17 protein-coding genes are annotated in these 16,877 nt (G+C 55.1%); 10 read left to right on the top strand and 7 right to left on the bottom strand.

Going from position 1 to position 16,877, the window contains the following annotated elements; translation table 11 throughout:
- Positions 1-3 precede the first annotated feature (3 nt).
- Positions 4-591: a sigma-E factor negative regulatory protein gene (locus H3L92_RS06545; RefSeq protein WP_085366284.1), complete on the top strand. Its 588-nt coding sequence runs from the start codon at positions 4-6 to the stop codon at positions 589-591.
- A gap of 244 nt (positions 592-835) precedes the next feature.
- Here H3L92_RS06545 and iscA read toward each other — a convergent pair whose 3' ends face one another.
- The 5 genes from iscA to iscR form a co-directional block, all read right to left on the bottom strand.
- Complete coding sequence (gene iscA / locus H3L92_RS06540) at positions 836-1,156, bottom strand: iron-sulfur cluster assembly protein IscA (RefSeq protein ID WP_085366285.1); 321 nt, start codon at positions 1,154-1,156, stop codon at positions 836-838.
- An 83-nt stretch (positions 1,157-1,239) separates the two neighbouring features.
- On the bottom strand, positions 1,240-1,482 hold the full coding sequence (locus H3L92_RS06535; RefSeq protein ID WP_085366286.1) for a recombinase RecA: 243 nt from the start codon (positions 1,480-1,482) through the stop codon (positions 1,240-1,242).
- Positions 1,483-1,553: 71 nt separating this feature from the next.
- The gene (gene iscU, locus H3L92_RS06530; RefSeq protein WP_085366287.1) at positions 1,554-1,937 is read right to left on the bottom strand and encodes a Fe-S cluster assembly scaffold IscU; all 384 of its coding nucleotides are present in this window, start codon (positions 1,935-1,937) and stop codon (positions 1,554-1,556) included.
- Positions 1,938-2,069: 132 nt separating this feature from the next.
- On the bottom strand, positions 2,070-3,284 hold the full coding sequence (locus H3L92_RS06525) for an IscS subfamily cysteine desulfurase (protein ID WP_085366288.1): 1,215 nt from the start codon (positions 3,282-3,284) through the stop codon (positions 2,070-2,072).
- Between the two features lie 29 nt (positions 3,285-3,313).
- On the bottom strand, positions 3,314-3,763 hold the full coding sequence (gene iscR / locus H3L92_RS06520) for a Fe-S cluster assembly transcriptional regulator IscR (protein WP_085366289.1): 450 nt from the start codon (positions 3,761-3,763) through the stop codon (positions 3,314-3,316).
- A gap of 206 nt (positions 3,764-3,969) precedes the next feature.
- Here iscR and H3L92_RS06515 point away from each other — a divergent pair, with 206 nt between their 5' ends.
- From H3L92_RS06515 to hisB, 8 genes are all read left to right on the top strand, one after another.
- Entirely contained in the window at positions 3,970-5,139 is a 1,170-nt protein-coding gene (locus tag H3L92_RS06515; protein WP_085366290.1) for an alpha-hydroxy acid oxidase, read from the top strand.
- Positions 5,140-5,397: 258 nt separating this feature from the next.
- A complete protein-coding gene (locus H3L92_RS06510) occupies positions 5,398-7,599 on the top strand; it encodes a TonB-dependent hemoglobin/transferrin/lactoferrin family receptor (RefSeq protein ID WP_085366291.1) in 2,202 nt (733 codons plus the stop codon).
- A 72-nt stretch (positions 7,600-7,671) separates the two neighbouring features.
- The gene (locus H3L92_RS06505) at positions 7,672-8,712 is read left to right on the top strand and encodes a ChuX/HutX family heme-like substrate-binding protein (RefSeq protein WP_085366292.1); all 1,041 of its coding nucleotides are present in this window, start codon (positions 7,672-7,674) and stop codon (positions 8,710-8,712) included.
- 81 nt (positions 8,713-8,793) lie between these two features.
- A complete protein-coding gene (locus H3L92_RS06500; protein WP_085366293.1) occupies positions 8,794-9,582 on the top strand; it encodes a heme/hemin ABC transporter substrate-binding protein in 789 nt (262 codons plus the stop codon).
- A 250-nt stretch (positions 9,583-9,832) separates the two neighbouring features.
- Complete coding sequence (locus H3L92_RS06495; RefSeq protein ID WP_085366294.1) at positions 9,833-10,774, top strand: FecCD family ABC transporter permease; 942 nt, start codon at positions 9,833-9,835, stop codon at positions 10,772-10,774.
- A 111-nt stretch (positions 10,775-10,885) separates the two neighbouring features.
- Positions 10,886-11,632, top strand: a complete 747-nt coding sequence (locus H3L92_RS06490; protein WP_085366295.1) for an ABC transporter ATP-binding protein — start codon at positions 10,886-10,888, stop codon at positions 11,630-11,632.
- Between the two features lie 338 nt (positions 11,633-11,970).
- The gene (gene hisC, locus H3L92_RS06485) at positions 11,971-13,050 is read left to right on the top strand and encodes a histidinol-phosphate transaminase (protein ID WP_085366296.1); all 1,080 of its coding nucleotides are present in this window, start codon (positions 11,971-11,973) and stop codon (positions 13,048-13,050) included.
- A 100-nt stretch (positions 13,051-13,150) separates the two neighbouring features.
- Positions 13,151-14,092: an imidazoleglycerol-phosphate dehydratase HisB gene (gene hisB / locus H3L92_RS06480; protein WP_085366297.1), complete on the top strand. Its 942-nt coding sequence runs from the start codon at positions 13,151-13,153 to the stop codon at positions 14,090-14,092.
- 259 nt (positions 14,093-14,351) lie between these two features.
- On the opposite strand, the gene H3L92_RS06475 is transcribed toward hisB, so the two are convergent.
- Complete coding sequence (locus tag H3L92_RS06475; RefSeq protein ID WP_245945478.1) at positions 14,352-14,873, bottom strand: hypothetical protein; 522 nt, start codon at positions 14,871-14,873, stop codon at positions 14,352-14,354.
- 166 nt (positions 14,874-15,039) lie between these two features.
- Positions 15,040-15,783, bottom strand: coding sequence for a pseudouridine synthase (locus H3L92_RS06470; protein ID WP_085366298.1), 744 nt, complete (start codon positions 15,781-15,783; stop codon positions 15,040-15,042).
- Positions 15,784-15,942: 159 nt separating this feature from the next.
- On the opposite strand from H3L92_RS06470, the gene H3L92_RS06465 reads away from it, so the two are divergent.
- Positions 15,943-16,752, top strand: coding sequence for a DUF6683 family protein (locus H3L92_RS06465; protein WP_085366299.1), 810 nt, complete (start codon positions 15,943-15,945; stop codon positions 16,750-16,752).
- Positions 16,753-16,877: the final 125 nt, after the last annotated feature.

Here is a 16,877-nt window from a genome sequence, read left to right as displayed (position 1 = left end):
AAAATGAACCAAAACAAAGACTATGAATTTGTCTCTGCCGCCATGGACGATGATGATTTGTCGGAAGAAGCACTAGATAAATTATTGTCTGACAGCGAAGCACAGCAAAAATGGCATGAATACCATTTGATCCGCGATTGCTTGCAGCGCGCGAAACCTGCCGTACACAAAGAGAACGTATTCGTTGCCGAAGAGAGCATCAAAGTTGCCGTACAAACGGTTGCCGCGAAGCAGCTCGACCGCAGCGCGGAGCATGCCCGCCGCCCTGCGGCCAACCATGCCTTTAAAGGCTTTGCCGTGGCAGCCAGCGTGCTGGCGGTAGCGGTGGGCGTGTGGCAGTTCTGGCCGCAAACCAACAGCGGTGCGGCGGCCGTGGCCGAAAAAGCCGAGCCTTCGGGACAGTCGGAAATCGTTTCGGTGGGCGGCAAAACCGCACCGGCCAAAAACGATGCGGTAGCCAACGCCGAAGCACAAGGCACGGTAGTGCCCAACGCAGCCCGCGCCAATCAGGCGGCCGGCGCCGCCGAAAAGCAAAGCGCCGTGAGGGTGGAAAAACTGCCCGAAACCGGAGCGGCCAGCGCAGCCAAATAATCCGCCCGGCAACAGGTAATCATACAGGCCGTCTGAAAAAGTTTTCAGACGGCCTGATGCTTTTCAAAAATCAAAAGTTTTAAATCTTTTGTTATTTGGCTTTAAACCGTGGTTTCCAACTGAAAGGCGGCAGGGCGTTTAGTGAAACCGCTCAAGTTTTTCATAACCGTTGCGTGATACCCGGGCAAGCCGGATTATGGCGCATGTTTTTTCTTGGGTTGGCTCGCTATACACCGCTTGCCTGCTAAACATGGAAGCTTTCGCCGCAGCCGCATTCGTCTTTCACGTTGGGGTTTTGGAACTTAAAGCCTTCCTGCAAGCCTTCTTTGGTGTAGTCGAGTTCGGTGCCGTCGAGGTAAACGTGGCTTTTGGGGTCGACAAACACTTTCACGCCGAAGCCTTCGAATACCAAGTCTTCGGGCTGCACGTCGTCAACAAATTCCAAAGTGTAAGCCATGCCGGAGCAGCCGCTGGTTTTCACGCCCAAGCGGATGCCTTCGCCTTTGCCGCGTTTGGTGAGAAAGGTTTGGATATGGTTGGCGGCTTTTTCGGTTAGGGTGATCATTGTCTTTATCCTTGTGATGCCAAAATATTGCAGGTTATGCGTCAGCCGGGCAACGGTTTAAACGGGCGGGTATATAGCAAGCCCTAGGCTTCGGTTTGCCGTTTCGCCCAAGCTACCGCGGCAGCGACGGCGGCTTTGGCCTGCGGGCTGTTTTTCCAGCAGCTCGAACCGGTTAGGGTCGCGCCTTGTTGCAAGATATCTTCAGGGTTGGCAGCGGCAAGGGCGGATACATCGTCCAAACCCATTTGCTGCAAACGCTGCAACACGGTTTTGCCTATGCCTTTTTCGGCCAATAGGGATTGGGTTTCCGTTTCGGTAAAGGGCATGGTGCTTCCTTTTTGAAACGTGTTTTCAGACGGCCTTGCGTGTTTTCAGCCGTTGCAGGCCGTCTGAACGGTTAAACGCCTTTTTTCTTTTTGTAGTCGGAAACGGCGGCTTTAATCGCGTCTTCGGCCAGAATCGAGCAGTGCACTTTCACGGGCGGCAGCTCCAGCTCTTCGGCGATTTCGCTGTTTTTGATGGACAGCGCTTCGTCGAGGCTTTTGCCTTTCACCCATTCGGTAATCAGCGAAGAAGAGGCGATGGCCGAGCCGCAGCCGTAGGTTTTGAACTTCGCGTCTTCGATAACGCCTTCGTCGTTCACTTTGATTTGCAGTTTCATCACGTCGCCGCAGGCGGGCGCGCCGACCATGCCGGTGCCGACCGATTCGTCGTTTTTGTCGAACGAGCCGACGTTGCGGGGGTTTTCGTAGTGATCGATCACTTTGTCGCTGTATGCCATGATGTGGGTTCCTTGTGTGGATTATCGGTTAGTCGGTTTCTTTTGCTTCATTTAAGGCCGTCTGAAAGGAATTCAAGACGGGAGCGGTTGGGTTGTTACGCCCAATGTTTCAGACGGCCTCGCGCATCAATCTCAATGTTCCGCCCATTCTACGGTATTCAAATCAATCCCTTCTTTAAACATTTCCCATAAAGGCGAGAGTTCGCGCAGTTTGCCGATTTTCGATTTGATCAGTTCGGCGGCGAATTTCACTTCTTCTTCGGTGGTCATGCGGCCGAAGGTGATGCGCAGGGAAGAGTGGGCGAGTTCGTCGTTGCGGCCGAGGGCGCGCAAAACGTAGCTGGGTTCCAATGAAGCGGAAGTACAGGCGGAGCCGCTGGATACGGCCAGCTCTTTCACGGCCATAATCAGGCTTTCACCTTCGACGAAGTTGAAGCTTACGTTGAGGTTGGTGGGCACGCGCCGTTCCAAATCACCGTTGATATACACTTCTTCGATGCCTTCGATGCCTTTTAGGAACAGCTCGCGCAGTTTGAGGGCATGGGCGCGGTCTTGTTCCAATTCTTCGCGGGCGAGACGGAAGGCTTCGCCCATGCCGACGATTTGGTGGGTGGGCAGGGTGCCCGAGCGGAAGCCGCGCTCGTGGCCGCCGCCGTGCATTTGGGCTTCGAGGCGCACGCGTGGTTTGCGGCGCACATACAGGGCGCCGATGCCTTTGGGGCCGTAGATTTTGTGGGCGGAAAGGCTGAGCAGGTCGACTTTGGCGGCTTCGACGTCAATCGGGGTTTTGCCGGCGGCTTGGGCGGCATCGACGTGGAAGATGATTTTGTTTTCGCGGCAGATTTCGCCGATGGCGGGAATATCTTGAATCACGCCGATTTCGTTGTTTACCCACATCACGGAAATCAGAATGGTGTCGTCGCGGATGGCGGCTTTGAGTTCGTTTAAATCAATCAGGCCGTTTTCCTGCACGCCCAGATAGGTTACTTCAAAGCCCTGACGTTCGAGTTCGCGCATGGTGTCGAGCACGGCTTTGTGTTCGGTTTTCACGGTGATGAGGTGTTTGCCTTTGCTTTTGTAAAACTGCGCCGCGCCTTTGATGGCGAGGTTGTTGGATTCGGTGGCGCCGCTGGTAAACACGATTTCTTTGGCGTCGGTGTTAATCAGTTTGGCGATTTCGGCGCGGGCGTTTTCTACGGCTTCTTCGGCCGTCCAGCCGAAGCTGTGGCTGTTGGAGGCGGGGTTGCCGAACTGTTCGGTTAAATAAGGAATCATTTTGGCGGCCACGCGCGGGTCGACGGGGGTGGTGGCGGCGTAATCGAGGTAAATCGGGGTTTTGATGGTCATGGTTGGGTTCTTTCTTGATTTATGGGTTTTTAATGAATGTGGGTGTGGGTGAAGTCCACCACTTGGGCATGGCCGGCGCTTTTGCGGTCGATAATGTGTTGCAGGGTAATGCTGCTGAGGTAGTTGTGGATGGTTTTGTTTAGGTTTTCCCACAGTTCGTGGGTGAGGCAGGGCGAGCCTTTGTGGCAGTCGGCCTTGCTGCTGCATTGGGTGGCGTCCAGGCAGTCTTCGGCGGCGGCGATGATTTGGGCGATGTTGATTTCGGTTGCGGGGGCGGCGAGAACATAGCCGCCGCCGGGGCCGCGCAGGCTTTCCACCAGCTCGGCGCGGCGCAGCTTGCTGAAAAGCTGTTCCAAATAGGAAAGGGAAATATGCTGCCGCTCGCTGATGGCGCTAAGCTTCACGGCGCCGTTTTGGGCGTTGAGCGCCAAATCTATCATGGCGGTAACGGCAAACCGCCCTTTTGTGGTGAGTCGCATGGCAGTTATTGGTATTGTGGTGGTTGTGTTTGGCGGATTGTCTAATATCTGAGTGTTTTAGTCAAGTATATGTTTTCAGACGGCCTCGGGCGTTTGATATATCCGGCAGCTTGGTGTAAATTGATAAAGGTTCTCAAATGGCGGTCGAGTTAAGGCCGTCTGAAAAGTATAAATAAATCAACATGGTTTTTAAGGTGGAGACTAAGATGAAACGTGATTTGAGCAAGATGACCTGCATCGAAGACCTGCGCCGCGTTGCCAAGCGCAAGGTGCCGAAAATGTTTTACGACTATGCCGATTCGGGTTCGTGGTCGGAAACCACTTACCGCGAAAACACTTCGGATTTCAAAAACATAAAGTTCCGCCAGCGCGTGCTGGTGGATATGGAAGGCCGCAGCTTGGCCACCAAAATGATCGGGCAGGAAGTGAAAATGCCGGTGGCCATCGCGCCGACGGGCTTTACCGGCATGCAGCATGCCGACGGCGAAATTCTGGCTGCCCGCGCCGCCGAAAAATTCGGCATACCGTTTTCGCTTTCCACCATGTCGATTTGTTCGATTGAGGATGTGGCCGAAAACACGAGTGCGCCGTTTTGGTTTCAGCTTTATGTGATGCGCGACCGCGAGTTTATGCAAAACCTGATTAAGCGCGCGCAGGCGGCGAATTGTTCGGCGCTGATTCTCACCGCCGATTTGCAGGTGCTCGGCCAGCGCCACAAAGACATCAAAAACGGCCTTTCGGCACCGCCGAAACCCACCCTCGCCAACTTAATCAATCTGGCCACCAAGCCCGAATGGTGCCTGAAAATGCTCAACACCGAGCGGCGCACGTTCCGCAACATCGTCGGCCATGCCAAAAACGTGGGCGATTTGTCGTCACTTTCTTCGTGGACTTCCGAGCAGTTCGAGCCGCGCTTAAGCTGGGACGACGTTGCCCGCATCAAAGATTTGTGGGGCGGCAAGCTGATTATCAAAGGTATTATGGAGCCGGAAGACGCCGAGCTGGCCGTGAAGAGCGGGGCAGACGCAATCGTGGTTTCCAACCACGGCGGCCGCCAGCTCGACGACACCGTTTCCACCATCAAAGCCCTGCCCGATATTGTGGGCGCGGTGGGCAGCAACATCGAAGTGTGGCTCGACAGCGGCATCCGCAGCGGGCAGGATATCCTCAAAGCATGGGCGCTCGGCGCGCGCGGCACCATGATAGGGCGGGCCTTCCTTTACGGCTTGGGCGCATACGGCGAAGAGGGCGTAACCCGCGCGCTGGAAATTTTATATAAAGAAATGGATATTTCGATGGCGTTTACCGGCCACCGCGATATTCATCATGTAAACAAAGATATTCTGGTAAAAGGCACTTATCCCGAAGCGGATTGAGTATCGGATAGTGAAGTTGCCGGGCAGGCCGTCTGAAAAGATTTTTTCAGACGGCCTGTTTGTTTGGCAAAGCGGCAAACGGCGATGTTTTAGGCTTTTTGATGCCGTATTTTTACATTACAAAACTTGTCTTTTTCATAAATTAAATATATAAATACGAACCATTATCACTTATTTTGATAGGAAGGCCGTCTGAAAAAGAGGTGGCGGCTACCAATCAGGCTGTTTTAAATTATTGATTTATCTTGAGGAAAAGACATGAAGTTAAAACCTGCCGCCTGCGCCGTGGTGCTGGCTTTTGCCGCGCCTGCGCTTTATGCCGAAAGCGTGCGGCCCGAAACCGCCGAATTGGAAACCATTACCGTAACCGCCGACCGCAACGCGCAGAAGCTCGACCTCGCCGCGCCGAATGTGGCGGTGGTGTCGCGGCAAACCCTGAATCAGGCTGCGGCTGCGAATCTGGATGATGTGTTTTTATACGAGCCGGGCGTGTGGGTGCCCTCCGACAACACCCGCCGCGGTAACGCGGGCGTAAATATCCGCGGCATCGACGGTAACCGCATCCTGATGATGGTGGACGGCGTGCGCCTGCCGGAGGCGTATGCGGGCGGCGGCAGCAACGGTGCGATTTCAGGCCGCGATCTGGTAGAACCCGATACGCTTAAGCAGGCGGACATTGTGAAAGGGCCGTATTCCGCGCTCTACGGCAGCGATGCGCTGGGCGGGGTGGTGAATCTGGCTACTTATTCGCCACGCGATTTCGTCGATGCCGACAAGCCTTATCACTTCGGCCTGAAATACGGCTACCGCAGCCGCGACAACAGCCATGGTGTAACCGCCACGGCGGCGGGCTACACCGAAAACGCCGAGGGCCTGCTGATGCTTACCCGCCGCCAAGGGCATGAAACCAAAAACAAAGGCAGCGTCGATACGCGCGACAGCCGCCGCACCAAAAACAATCCGCAAGACAACAACGGCTACAATATTTTGGCCAAAGGCAATATCGGCAACGAAAACCACCGTCTCGAAGCCGTGTTCGAGCAGTTTTACCGCAAAAACGAAACCGAGTTGCTCAACACGCTGGGCAGCAGCAGCGTGGTGCGCGGCCCGACCACGGTTACCACCACGCAGAGCCTGGCCGAAGCGTATGATTCCGCCCGCCGCCAACGCTTCGGCTTGGGCTACCGTTATATGGGCGGAGGCCGTCTGAAAGAAGCCGAAATCATGCTTTACCGCCAGCAGCTCAAAGCACAGGACGATGCGGTGAACACGAGCGAAACCGCGATTAACGGCCGCACCGTCGGCAGCGGCGTGCGCTATTCCGATTATGGTTTCGACCAAACCGCCAACGGCATCAGCAGCCGCGCGGTAGCGGAGTTCGATACAGGCCGTTTGAAACACACCGTGGTGGCGGGGGCGGAATTCAAACACGTCGACACCGAGCGCAGCCGCGACAGCACCACCGTCAACTCAGACGGCAGCACCAGCAAAAGCTATGCCGGCAGCCTCTATCCCAATAAAACCTTCCCCGACAGCAAACGACGCACCTTCAGCGTGTATGCGCAAGACAGCATCGCCTTTGCCAACGGCGTGGTGCTCACGCCCGCGTTGCGCTACGAATACGAAAAGCTGAAGCCGCAAATCGACCAAGCCTATCTGAACGCCAATCCCGAAAGCCTGCCGCAAAACTTCAGCGACAGCGCCATCACGCCCAGCCTGCGCTTAAGCTGGCCGATGGGCGACGCGTTTACCGGTTTCGCCACCTATTCGCAGGGCTTCCGCACGCCGCCGTTCGATTCGGCCACCATGTCGTTTTCCAACACCCAGCACGGCTACCAAATCGTGCCCAACAATAATCTGAAATCGGAGCGTTCCAACAGCTTTGAATTGGGTTTGAAATACAAAGGCGAAAACAGCAAGGCGCAAGTAACCGCGTTCTACAACCGCTACCGCGACTTCATCAACCGCCAACTCATCGGCACCGAAAACGGTGTGCTGGTGTATCAATACGGTAATCTCGACAAAGTGAAAACCTACGGTATCGAAGCGGCCGCTTCCCACCGTTTGAATGATGCCTGGCACCTCAACGGCAGCATCGCCTGGATGCGCGGCGAAGACGGCGAAGGCAAGCCGCTCGACACCGCCTATCCGCTCAACGGCGTGCTCGGCTTGGATTATGTGCAGGAAAAATGGGGCGCAGGCGCCAAACTGCGCTGGGCGGCCAAGCAGAAACGCGTGAGCGACGAAAGTTTCTTCAAAACGCCGGGCTACGGCGTGTGGGACATCGGCGCGTGGTACAAACCGGTAAAAAACGTCGAATTGGGGCTGAACCTCTACAACCTCGGCAACAAAAAATACTGGCAGCACGTTGACGTGGCCGGCATGGCCGATACCGGCGTGATGGATTTGTACAGCATGAGCGGCCGCAACGTGGCGGCCACGGTGCAGGTGAAGTTTTAACGGCAAACCGTTTTTTCAGACGGCCTTTGCGGTATGGAACAGGCCGTCTGAAAACATGAAAGGAAACAACTGATGAACCTCTGGCAACAATACCAAGCCAACAAAGCCGGCAAACAAGGCGTTTATTTTCCCCGCGAAGGCGCGGCCGAACTGGGCGTGAGCGAAGGCGCATTGATAGCCGACGCGCCCGAAAGCGTTTACCTCGGCGGCAAAGAAAACATCCGCGACATCGTATTGAAACTGCACACCTTGGGGCGGGTGCAGTGCGTGGTGCGCAACAGCGTGTGCGTACACGAAAAACAAGGCGTGTACGAAAACGTGAGCATGGCGCCCACTTCCGGCATCGCCCTCAATATCGGCGGCATCGACCTGCGCATCTTCCCCGCGCGCTGGCATCATACGCTGGCCGTTACCACCCGCGACGGCGGCAAGGTTTCGCGCTCGGTGCAGTTTTACGACGAATTCGGCGTGGCGGTGCAGAAAGTGTTTTTAAAAGAAGAGGGTAAAGAAGCCGAATGGCAGGCGCTGCTGGCCGCTTTCGGCCGCAGCGGCAAGCCCGCGTTCCAAAGCGGCGGGCTGCCGCCCGTGGAAGCCGCCGCCGCATTAACGCCCGAAAAAGAAGCCGCGTTTCAAGAGCGTTGGAACGAACTGAAAGACGTGCACCATTTCGGCGGCCTGCTCGAAACCTTCAATCTCGACCGCCAAACCGCCTACCGCCACGCCCCCGCCGGCACCACCCGTCTGCTCACGCAAGAAGCATGGCAGCAGGTGCTGGAGCAGGCGAAAGAGCAAGGCTTGGAAATCATGATTTTCGCCGGCAACCGCGGCATCGTGCAGATTCAAACCGGCAAAGTGCACAACCTCGTGCGCGCCCGCGGCTATCTGAACATTCTCGACGGCCAAGAAGAAGGCTTCAGCCTGCACCTGAAAGACGACGAAATCGCCGAAACCTGGGTGGTGCGCCGCCCGATACGCGACGGCTTCGTTACCTGCGTAGAAGGCTTCGACAGCCGCCGCAAAACCGTGATTCAGATTTTCGGCAGACGGCAGGAAGGCGAACCCGAGCTAGCCGCTTGGCGGGAAATTACCGACGGTTTGTTGCAGGCCGTCTGAACGGCACAACCCGAAACCAACTTTTCAGACAGGCCTTTGCACCGGACATGCCTGTCTGAAAAAGCAAAGGAAAGCATACCCATGAAAAAATACTTGTTCGCCGCCGTTTTACTTACCGCCCTGCAAACCGCGCAGGCACAGCGCATTGTGGTGCTGTCACCCGATGTGGCCGATATTGCCGTGGCGCTGGGCGCGGCCGGTGAAATTGTCGCCCGCGACCAAACCAATCAGAATCCCGCGCTGAAAAACAAACCGAACATAGGCATTTACCGCCAGCTCTCGGTCGAACCGATTATCGCCGCCAAACCCGATTTGGCGGTCGGCTCGTGGATGGTGCAGCCTGCCGCGATTTATGAGCGCCTGAAAAACGCCGGCATCCGCGCCGTCAACATTGCGCCAAACGACAGCATCGCCGCCTATCTGCAAAGCATCCGCACGCTGGGCAGGCTGGTTAACAAAACCGCCCAAGCCGATGCGCTGGCAAACAAATGGCAGGCCGAAATGAAACAGCAGCCCGCCAGCGGCAAGCGTTATCTGTTCAGCTACGACGGCCGCATCGCGGCGGGGCGCAACACCGCCGCCGACGAAATCATCCGCCGCGCCGGCGGCACCAACGCCGCCGCCCATATCGACGGCATGAAACCGCTCAACCGCGAAGCGTGGCTGGCCGCCAAACCCGATGTGATCGTGATTGCCGGCCACAACGCCAAAGTTATCGGCGGCGTGCAACAGTTTGCCGCGCGCCCCGAAGTGGCCGCCAGCCCCGCCGCCAAAAACGGCAGAATTTACCTGTGGCCGGCCAACGATATGTTCCGCTATGGTTTGGATACGCCGCAAGTGGTGAGAAAACTGCATGATTTGGCCAAATAACCATCAGGCCGGGAGCTTTATAAAAAGGCGCCTCCCCCCTGAAAATGTTTTTATCCCGTCATACTCGTGCCCAACCCGAGTATCTGTATATTTCTTTTGAAACCAAAAGATGCCCGGGTCAAGCCTGAGTATGACGTAGGGGTTTGAAGATGTTGCAAGGAATTTGGCAAAGGTTCCAGGCCGTCTGAAGACCCTGTCGAAGGTATTCAGACGGCCTGTTAATCCGCTATTTACCCATTATTTCAATATCATGAAACCCGTTCCCTTGATGCTCGCTTTAACCGCCACCGCCGCCTTAATCTGGTTCTGCGCCGGCATCGGTTTTGGCGAATGGCAAATGCCGCACCAAGCGGACGAAACCGTGCGCGCCATCCGCCTGCCGCGCGTGTGGGCGGCGTTGCTGGTCGGCGCGGCGCTGGCGGCGGCGGGGGCGGCTTTGCAGGCGCTGTTTGAAAACCCGCTGGCCGACCCCAGCCTGATCGGCACCTCCGGCGGCGCGGCCTTGGGCGTGATCTGCGTGCTGGCTTTCGGCATCGGCGGCATCGGCGTGCCGCTGGCGGCATTTGCCGGTGCGCTGGCGGTGTGCCTGCTGATTCTGGCGGCGCATAAGCTGCTGGGCGGCGGCACGCTGGGTTTGCTGGTGTTGGGTTTTGTGTTGAGCGCGTTTTCGGCGGCGCTGGTGAGCCTGATTCTGTTTTTGTCCGACGATTTGGTGTTGCGCAGCGCCACCGTTTGGTTGTCGGGCAGCTTGGCCGAAGCGGGTTTTACGCCACCCGCTTATGCCGCAGGCGCGATGCTGGCGGGTTTGGCGCTGCTGTTGGGTGCGGGCAGAAAGCTGGATATTCTGATGCTGGGCGAAGACACCGCCGTGAGCATGGGCATCTCTGTGGCGCGCGTGCGCCTGCAAACGGTGGCCGGCGCTGCCTTGCTCACCGGCGCGGCGGTGTCGCTGTCGGGCATAATCGGCTTTCTCGGCATGATGATTCCCAATGTGCTGGCGCAAACGGTGGGCGGGCGGCGCAGCAAGCTGATGGTGCTGTCGGCCTGGCTCGGCGCGGTATTCTTGTTGGCGGTGGACAGCGCCGCCCGCTGGTTTGCCTATCCGGTGGATTTGCCGGTGGGCATCGTGATTGCGCTGCTGGGCGGGCCGTTTTTTATGTGGCTGTTTCTGCGGCCGTTGCGCGGCAGTTGAGGCCGTCTGAAAAGATTCAGAATACCCGTCATACTCGGGCTTGACCCGAATATCTGTCTGTTTCTTATAGAAAAAGAAAATTTCATTATTTATTCCCCAATCCAACCGATTATGGACAACATCTCTTTCGCCATCCGCAACCTAACCGTTTCCGCGCGCGGCAAAACCCTGCTGTCGCTGGCCGGGCTGGACATTCCGCACGGCTGCCATACCGCCGTCATCGGCCCCAACGGCGCGGGCAAATCCACCTTGCTCAAAGCCTTGATCGGGCAAGCAGGGCAAGGGGAGATTACGTTGTTCGGCCAGGCCGTTGCCCCGCAGTTGAAACAGGGCAAGGTGGCCTGGGTGGGGCAACATGGCAGCTACCGGATGCCGCTTACCGTGCGCGAATACATCACCTTGGGGCAGAAAAACAGCGGCAAACTGTTTCAGACGGCCGCCACACTGCCGCCCGAAGCGCAGGCGCTGCTCGAAGATTTCGATCTTGCCGCGTTGGCCGGCAAACGCATCCACGACCTTTCCGGCGGTGAACAGCAGCGCGCCAACATCGTGCGCGCCCTGCTGCAAAACGCCCCCGTGCTGCTGCTCGACGAGCCGTGCAACCACCTCGATATCCGCCACCAACACAGCCTGATGCGCTATCTCAACCGCCACACGCAGCGTTTCAGCGCGCTGATGGTGCTGCACGATTTGAACCTGGCCGCGCAATATGCGCAGCACATCGTGTTGTTAAACCAAGGAAAACTGGTGGCGGCCGGCACGCCCGAAGCCGTGATGCGGCCGGAGTTGCTGGCCGAAGTGTATCAATGGCCGATACGGCGTGTTTGCGGCGGCGGGCAGGTTTATTTCGGCAGTTAAGGCAGCTGGAAAGCTATAAGCAGGCCGTCTGAAACTTTCAGACGGCCTGAAACCTTCACCAAACCTATATCAGTTTTTAAAAAAACCGCCCCACAACGGCAAACAAACATTTTTCAGCTTCAAACAGGTTTCGCCAAACCACCGTATTGTTAATGTTTGCGGCGGTTTTTGCCTGTTTTTAAAGGTTTCTTTAAGCAAACCTGTGCAAAAATCAAATAAAACATTAACTGTTGATAAATAAACCATGTTATATTTAGCGAAAATTTATGCAGAAAGCCTGAATATCTGCCGGACGCATATTGCTAAAGCTGCGCACCGGCTTACACAGAAGCCACGATATGACTGCCGTTTCCGATTTGATCCGTTCCGATATTAAAGCCTTAACCGCCTATCAGGTGGCCGATTTGCCCGAAGGTTTTATCAAACTCGATGCGATGGAAAGCCCTTACCATCCGTTTGCCGACGATGAAGCATTATTAAGCGAATGGTTATGTTTGCTGAAAAAAGCACCGATACATCTTTATCCCAATCCTGCAACCAGCGGCCTTCAGGCGGTTTTGCGCGAAGCGTTCGGTATTCCGCAGGCGGCCGAAATCGCGCTGGGTAACGGTTCCGACGAACTGATCCAGCTGATTACCATGCTGCTGGCCAAGCCCGGCGCAGCCATGCTGGCGGTGGAGCCGAGCTTCGTGATGTATAAACACAATGCCGCTTTGTTCGGCATGGATTATATCGGTGTGCCGTTGAACGAAGATTTCACGCTGAATCTGCCGGCGGTGCTGGATGCCGTTGAAACGCATAACCCCGCGCTGGTTTTTATCGCCTATCCGAACAACCCTACCGGAGTGGGTTTTAAGCGCGAGGAAGTGGAAGCCGTTATCCGCGCGGCCAAGGGTTTGGTGGTGGTGGACGAAGCTTACGGCGCGTTCAGCGGCGACAGCTTTCTGCCGCAGGCGGGCAGTATTGAAAATCTGGTGGTGATGCGCACCATCAGCAAAATCGGCTTTGCCGGCCTGCGCGTGGGCTATGCCTGCGGTTGTGCGGCGGTGATGCGCGAATTGGCGAAAATCGTGCCGCCCTACAATATGAACCAATTGTGTTTGGCAACGGCGAAATTCGCCCTGCAACATGCGGACAGAATCGTGCGCACCACCGCAGCCCTGAAAGCCGAGCGCGAGCGCCTGTTTCAGGCGTTATCCGCCATAGGCCGTCTGAAAGCCTTTCCGAGCGAAACCAATTTCATTACCGTGCGCGTGCCCGATGCCGACGGGGCGCACGAAACCTTAAAGCAAAATAAAATATTGGTGAAAAAACTGCACGGTTCCCACCCGCTGCTGGCCCAATGCCTGCGCCTTACCGTAGGCTCGCCGCAGCAGAACGATGCGGTTTTAAAAGTTATCCGCAGTTTATATGCTTAAAAAGCCGTTTGATAATGTTTTCAGACGGTATACCGGTTCGGCGTTAACGCGTTAACCCGATTTCGTTAAACAAATATTGTTTGAATAGAAGGTTTAAATGATGAACAAAACCCAACTCCACCTGCACAACCTGCAACTGCTGGTTAAAGAAGCCGGCTCCATGGCCGAATTGGCCCGCCGCTGCGGTTATGATAATTCCGCCTCGCTCTCGCAAATCAAACGCCGCTTGGAGCAGCAAATCGAAGACGAAAACGGCCGCGGCATCCGCCCCTCGCTGTTGGCGAAGCTCGAAGCCGGCATGGGCAAACGCAAAGGTTGGATGAACCGCGAACACGATCCCGAAGAAGAGCAACGCCGCAAAGAAGCCGCCGCCGCCCGTGCAGCGGCAGCCGAACAGGCGGCATTCTCCGCGCCTGCGCCCGCGCTTGATTTCAACCATGCCGAAGGCCGTGTGGCCGTGGTTAGCCGCAACACCTGCGAAACCCAAATTACCGTGGCAATCAATCTCGACGGAACGGGTAAAAGCCGCTTCGATACCGGCGTACCTTTTTTGGAGCATATGCTCGACCAAATCGCCCGCCACAGCCTGATCGATATCGACATCACCTGTAAAGGCGACCTGCATATCGACGACCACCACACCGTGGAAGACATCGGCATCACTTTCGGCCAGGCATTAAAACAGGCGTTGGGCAACAAAGCGGGCATCCGCCGCTACGGTCATGCCTATGTGCCGCTCGACGAAGCCTTGAGCCGTGTGGTCATCGATTTGTCCGGCCGCCCCGGCTTGGTTTACAACATCGAATTCACCCGCGCCTTGATCGGCAGGTTTGATGTGGATTTGTTCAGCGAGTTTTTCACCGGCCTGGTCAACCACAGCATGATGACGCTGCATATCGACAATTTAAGCGGCAAAAATGCCCACCACCAAGCCGAAACCGTGTTCAAAGCCTTCGGCCGTGCCTTGCGCGCAGCGGTAGAGTTCGACCCGCGCATGGCCGGGCAGATGCCTTCCACCAAGGGTACGCTCACCGAAGAATAAACGGCCTGAGATCTTTGCAAAATTCTTTTAGGCCGTCTGAAACACCCAATTATCGTCATTCCCGCCTGCGCGGGGGTAGCGTAGCGGACTTGCAAAGCTAATGACGAGATACGAATGTTTTCAGGTTTGAATTGGTTTTTTTGCAAAGGTCTCGGTTTGGCCTGCCGATGCGAAAGCATCGGGCAAGTTGCCGTTTGAATGAAACAAGGCCGTCTGAAAAAAATTTTTCAGACGGCCTTGTTGCCAACCAGAGCAACGGTTAGTGGATGCTGCCTTTCAGCACCACGCGGCTGTTCCAAGTGCCGATGTGGCATTCGTATTGGTTGCCGCCGACGGTTTGTTTGTCGAAGTAGCTGGTCACGCGCACGGATCTTTTACCCTCGCGGGCAGCGGTGGATTGGAAGCGTTTCACCGTGTTCAAAAACGCGCGCTGGCAGGTTTCTTCAGGGGTTTTGCCTACGGCGTTGGCCACTTGGCGGGATACCAGCGTTTTGCCGCCGGGGTTGCCGTAAGACACGGAAATATTGGCATCCAACACCTCTTTGGCTTCGGCGGAATTCAATGCGGCCGAAGCTGAGCACATATAACCGTCGTTTTTGCCTTTGTTATTGATTTTACGGCCTTCGCCGATGCTGCGGCAGTTGCTGCCCGCTGCGGCTTTTTCGGCTTTGGTTTGTTTCGGTTGGGTGGAAGCCTGTTGCGAAGTGCCGCTGCCGGAGCAGGCTGAAAGTGCCAAAGCTACGGAGCAGGCCAGCAACAGGGCGGAAAGATGTTTAGCCATAAAACGTTCCTTTTCGGTAAATGAAATGCTTTAGAAATGGGGTGTAACGGTGTAAAGCTGTGTAATTGTACTTTATATTGTTTGAATACACCAAGCTTTAACGGGTGGTTTTTCAGACGGCCGCGGGCGGGCGTGAAACGGCCTGATTATGTTTTCAGCATGATGATTAAAAGGTTTCGTCGTGCCGCAGATAGCGCCATTTGCCCGGCGGCAGCCTGCCCAGTTTCACTTTGCCCATGCGGATGCGCTTGAGACCGGTTACGCGCAGGCCGACCAGCTCGCACATACGGCGGATTTGGCGTTTTTTGCCCTGTTTTAGCACAAAGCGCAGCTGGTCTTCGTTTTGCCATTCCACCTTGGCGGGTTTGAGCTTTTCGCCGTCCAGGCTTAAGCCGTGGTTGAGCAGTTTTAAGCCTTCTTCGTCCAACTTGCCGCGCACGCGCACGAGGTATTCTTTTTCGCTGCCGCTGTTTTCACCGATAAGCTGTTTGGCGATGCGGCCGTCTTGCGTGAGCACCAACAGACCGACCGAGTCGATGTCCAAACGTCCGGCAGGGGCGAGGCCGAATTTGTGTTTCTCGCTGAATTCGATACGGCTGTCGTCGCCTTCCCAGCGGTTTTCGGGGGTAATCAGCTCGGCGGCGGATTTATAGCCTTTTTCGGCCTGCGCGCTTACATAGCCGACGGGTTTGTTGAGCAGTATCGTTACCCGCTGCGCCTGTTTTTCGTGTGCCTGTTTGTTGAGGTCGATGCGGTCGGCGCGGGAAACTTTCTGGCCGAGCACGGCGGTTTTTCCGTTTACTTTCACCCAGCCCTGCTCGATATAGCCGTCGGCTTCGCGGCGCGAGCAGAGGCCGAGTTCGGCCATGCGTTTGGAAAGGCGTAGGGTTTCTTGCGGGGAGTTGGGCATTTCGGACGGCCTGTTCGGTAAAAATGGTTATTTTATTATAGCCGAGAAGCAGTTGCCGTTTTTTGTTTTCAGACTGCTTGCTCTCTTTACACCCTGCGTAGGTTACGCTAGACTGAAAAAACTTCTTATTTTATAACATATTGTTTACAAGGAGTTTTTATGTCTTTCAGGCTCAAACCTTATTTGCTTGCCGCTGTTTTGGCTTTTGTGCCATTGGCGAGCATCCAGCCGGCGCATGCCTTTGATTATGGTTACATGGCAGACAACTATTTTGCCACTTACCATATAGATAATGCTTTTCAAAGAAATCTTTGGGAAAATCAAGAAAAATACGGCACAGGTTATAAAAACGCCAAAAAAAGCAGTAAAAAAACCACCCCAAGTTCCGGTAGCACCGGCAGTAAAAGTAGCAATAAGGCCGATAATAACAGCACCGCTCATCGCTATATGCACTCTTCCGGCATTAGCAACCAAGTTAATAACCAAATGATCGCAGCAATGAAAAGCGATTTACGATCTCAAGGCAAACTAAATAGCCAAACTGAAAGCCAGCTAAACCAGCTTGCTAAAGCCAATCTTATTGAAGGTGTAAAGAATTCATTAAAATCAGATAGTTATGAGCAAAATAGCCTTGCTACGGCGATGGCGTATTGGGTAGTAGTCAATTATGGTATCAGTCAGCAAAAAGACTTGGCAAAATTAAAAGCGCACGGCATGGTAGCACAGCTACAAAGCGCCATTGGGAGCGACTCTGGCTTATCTTCGCTCAATAATAGTGAAAAACAAAAAATGGCAGAAATGCTATATTGGGCAGGCAGCCTGCAAATGGCAATGTATCTGGAAGCTCTGCAATCAGGTAATCATAAATATATTAATCAAAGTGTTAATGGTGCAAAGCAGGCACTTGGCAAAATGGGTATTAGCGCCAGCCAGATTGGCCATGGTAGCAGAGGCCTTGAGTTTCGTTAAATTAAGAACCAAAAAGGACAAACTTGGCTTTGTCCTTTTTATTTTGTCAAAAATACATGTAAGTTTAATGGTAATCTTGGCGGTAATTTGAAAATTCACGTTCTATATACCGTTATCGGCTATAA

The organism is Neisseria dentiae, assembly GCF_014055005.1.
GTDB classification, from domain to species: domain Bacteria; phylum Pseudomonadota; class Gammaproteobacteria; order Burkholderiales; family Neisseriaceae; genus Neisseria; species Neisseria dentiae.
Note: the sequence above shows the minus strand (reverse complement) of the source record. Positions and strands in the feature narration are given on the sequence as shown.

Bases quoted from the DNA above. Each gene is read 5' to 3' on its own strand.
- H3L92_RS06545 (WP_085366284.1), top strand. From the start codon at position 4: ATGAACCAAAACAAAGACTATGAATTTGTCTCTGCCGCCATGGACGAT.
- iscA (WP_085366285.1), bottom strand. From the start codon at position 1,156: ATGATCACCCTAACCGAAAAAGCCGCCAACCATATCCAAACCTTTCTC.
- H3L92_RS06535 (WP_085366286.1), bottom strand. From the start codon at position 1,482: ATGCCCTTTACCGAAACGGAAACCCAATCCCTATTGGCCGAAAAAGGC.
- iscU (WP_085366287.1), bottom strand. From the start codon at position 1,937: ATGGCATACAGCGACAAAGTGATCGATCACTACGAAAACCCCCGCAAC.
- H3L92_RS06525 (WP_085366288.1), bottom strand. From the start codon at position 3,284: ATGACCATCAAAACCCCGATTTACCTCGATTACGCCGCCACCACCCCC.
- iscR (WP_085366289.1), bottom strand. From the start codon at position 3,763: ATGCGACTCACCACAAAAGGGCGGTTTGCCGTTACCGCCATGATAGAT.
- H3L92_RS06515 (WP_085366290.1), top strand. From the start codon at position 3,970: ATGAAACGTGATTTGAGCAAGATGACCTGCATCGAAGACCTGCGCCGC.
- H3L92_RS06510 (WP_085366291.1), top strand. From the start codon at position 5,398: ATGAAGTTAAAACCTGCCGCCTGCGCCGTGGTGCTGGCTTTTGCCGCG.
- H3L92_RS06505 (WP_085366292.1), top strand. From the start codon at position 7,672: ATGAACCTCTGGCAACAATACCAAGCCAACAAAGCCGGCAAACAAGGC.
- H3L92_RS06500 (WP_085366293.1), top strand. From the start codon at position 8,794: ATGAAAAAATACTTGTTCGCCGCCGTTTTACTTACCGCCCTGCAAACC.
- H3L92_RS06495 (WP_085366294.1), top strand. From the start codon at position 9,833: ATGAAACCCGTTCCCTTGATGCTCGCTTTAACCGCCACCGCCGCCTTA.
- H3L92_RS06490 (WP_085366295.1), top strand. From the start codon at position 10,886: ATGGACAACATCTCTTTCGCCATCCGCAACCTAACCGTTTCCGCGCGC.
- hisC (WP_085366296.1), top strand. From the start codon at position 11,971: ATGACTGCCGTTTCCGATTTGATCCGTTCCGATATTAAAGCCTTAACC.
- hisB (WP_085366297.1), top strand. From the start codon at position 13,151: ATGAACAAAACCCAACTCCACCTGCACAACCTGCAACTGCTGGTTAAA.
- H3L92_RS06475 (WP_245945478.1), bottom strand. From the start codon at position 14,873: ATGGCTAAACATCTTTCCGCCCTGTTGCTGGCCTGCTCCGTAGCTTTG.
- H3L92_RS06470 (WP_085366298.1), bottom strand. From the start codon at position 15,783: ATGCCCAACTCCCCGCAAGAAACCCTACGCCTTTCCAAACGCATGGCC.
- H3L92_RS06465 (WP_085366299.1), top strand. From the start codon at position 15,943: ATGTCTTTCAGGCTCAAACCTTATTTGCTTGCCGCTGTTTTGGCTTTT.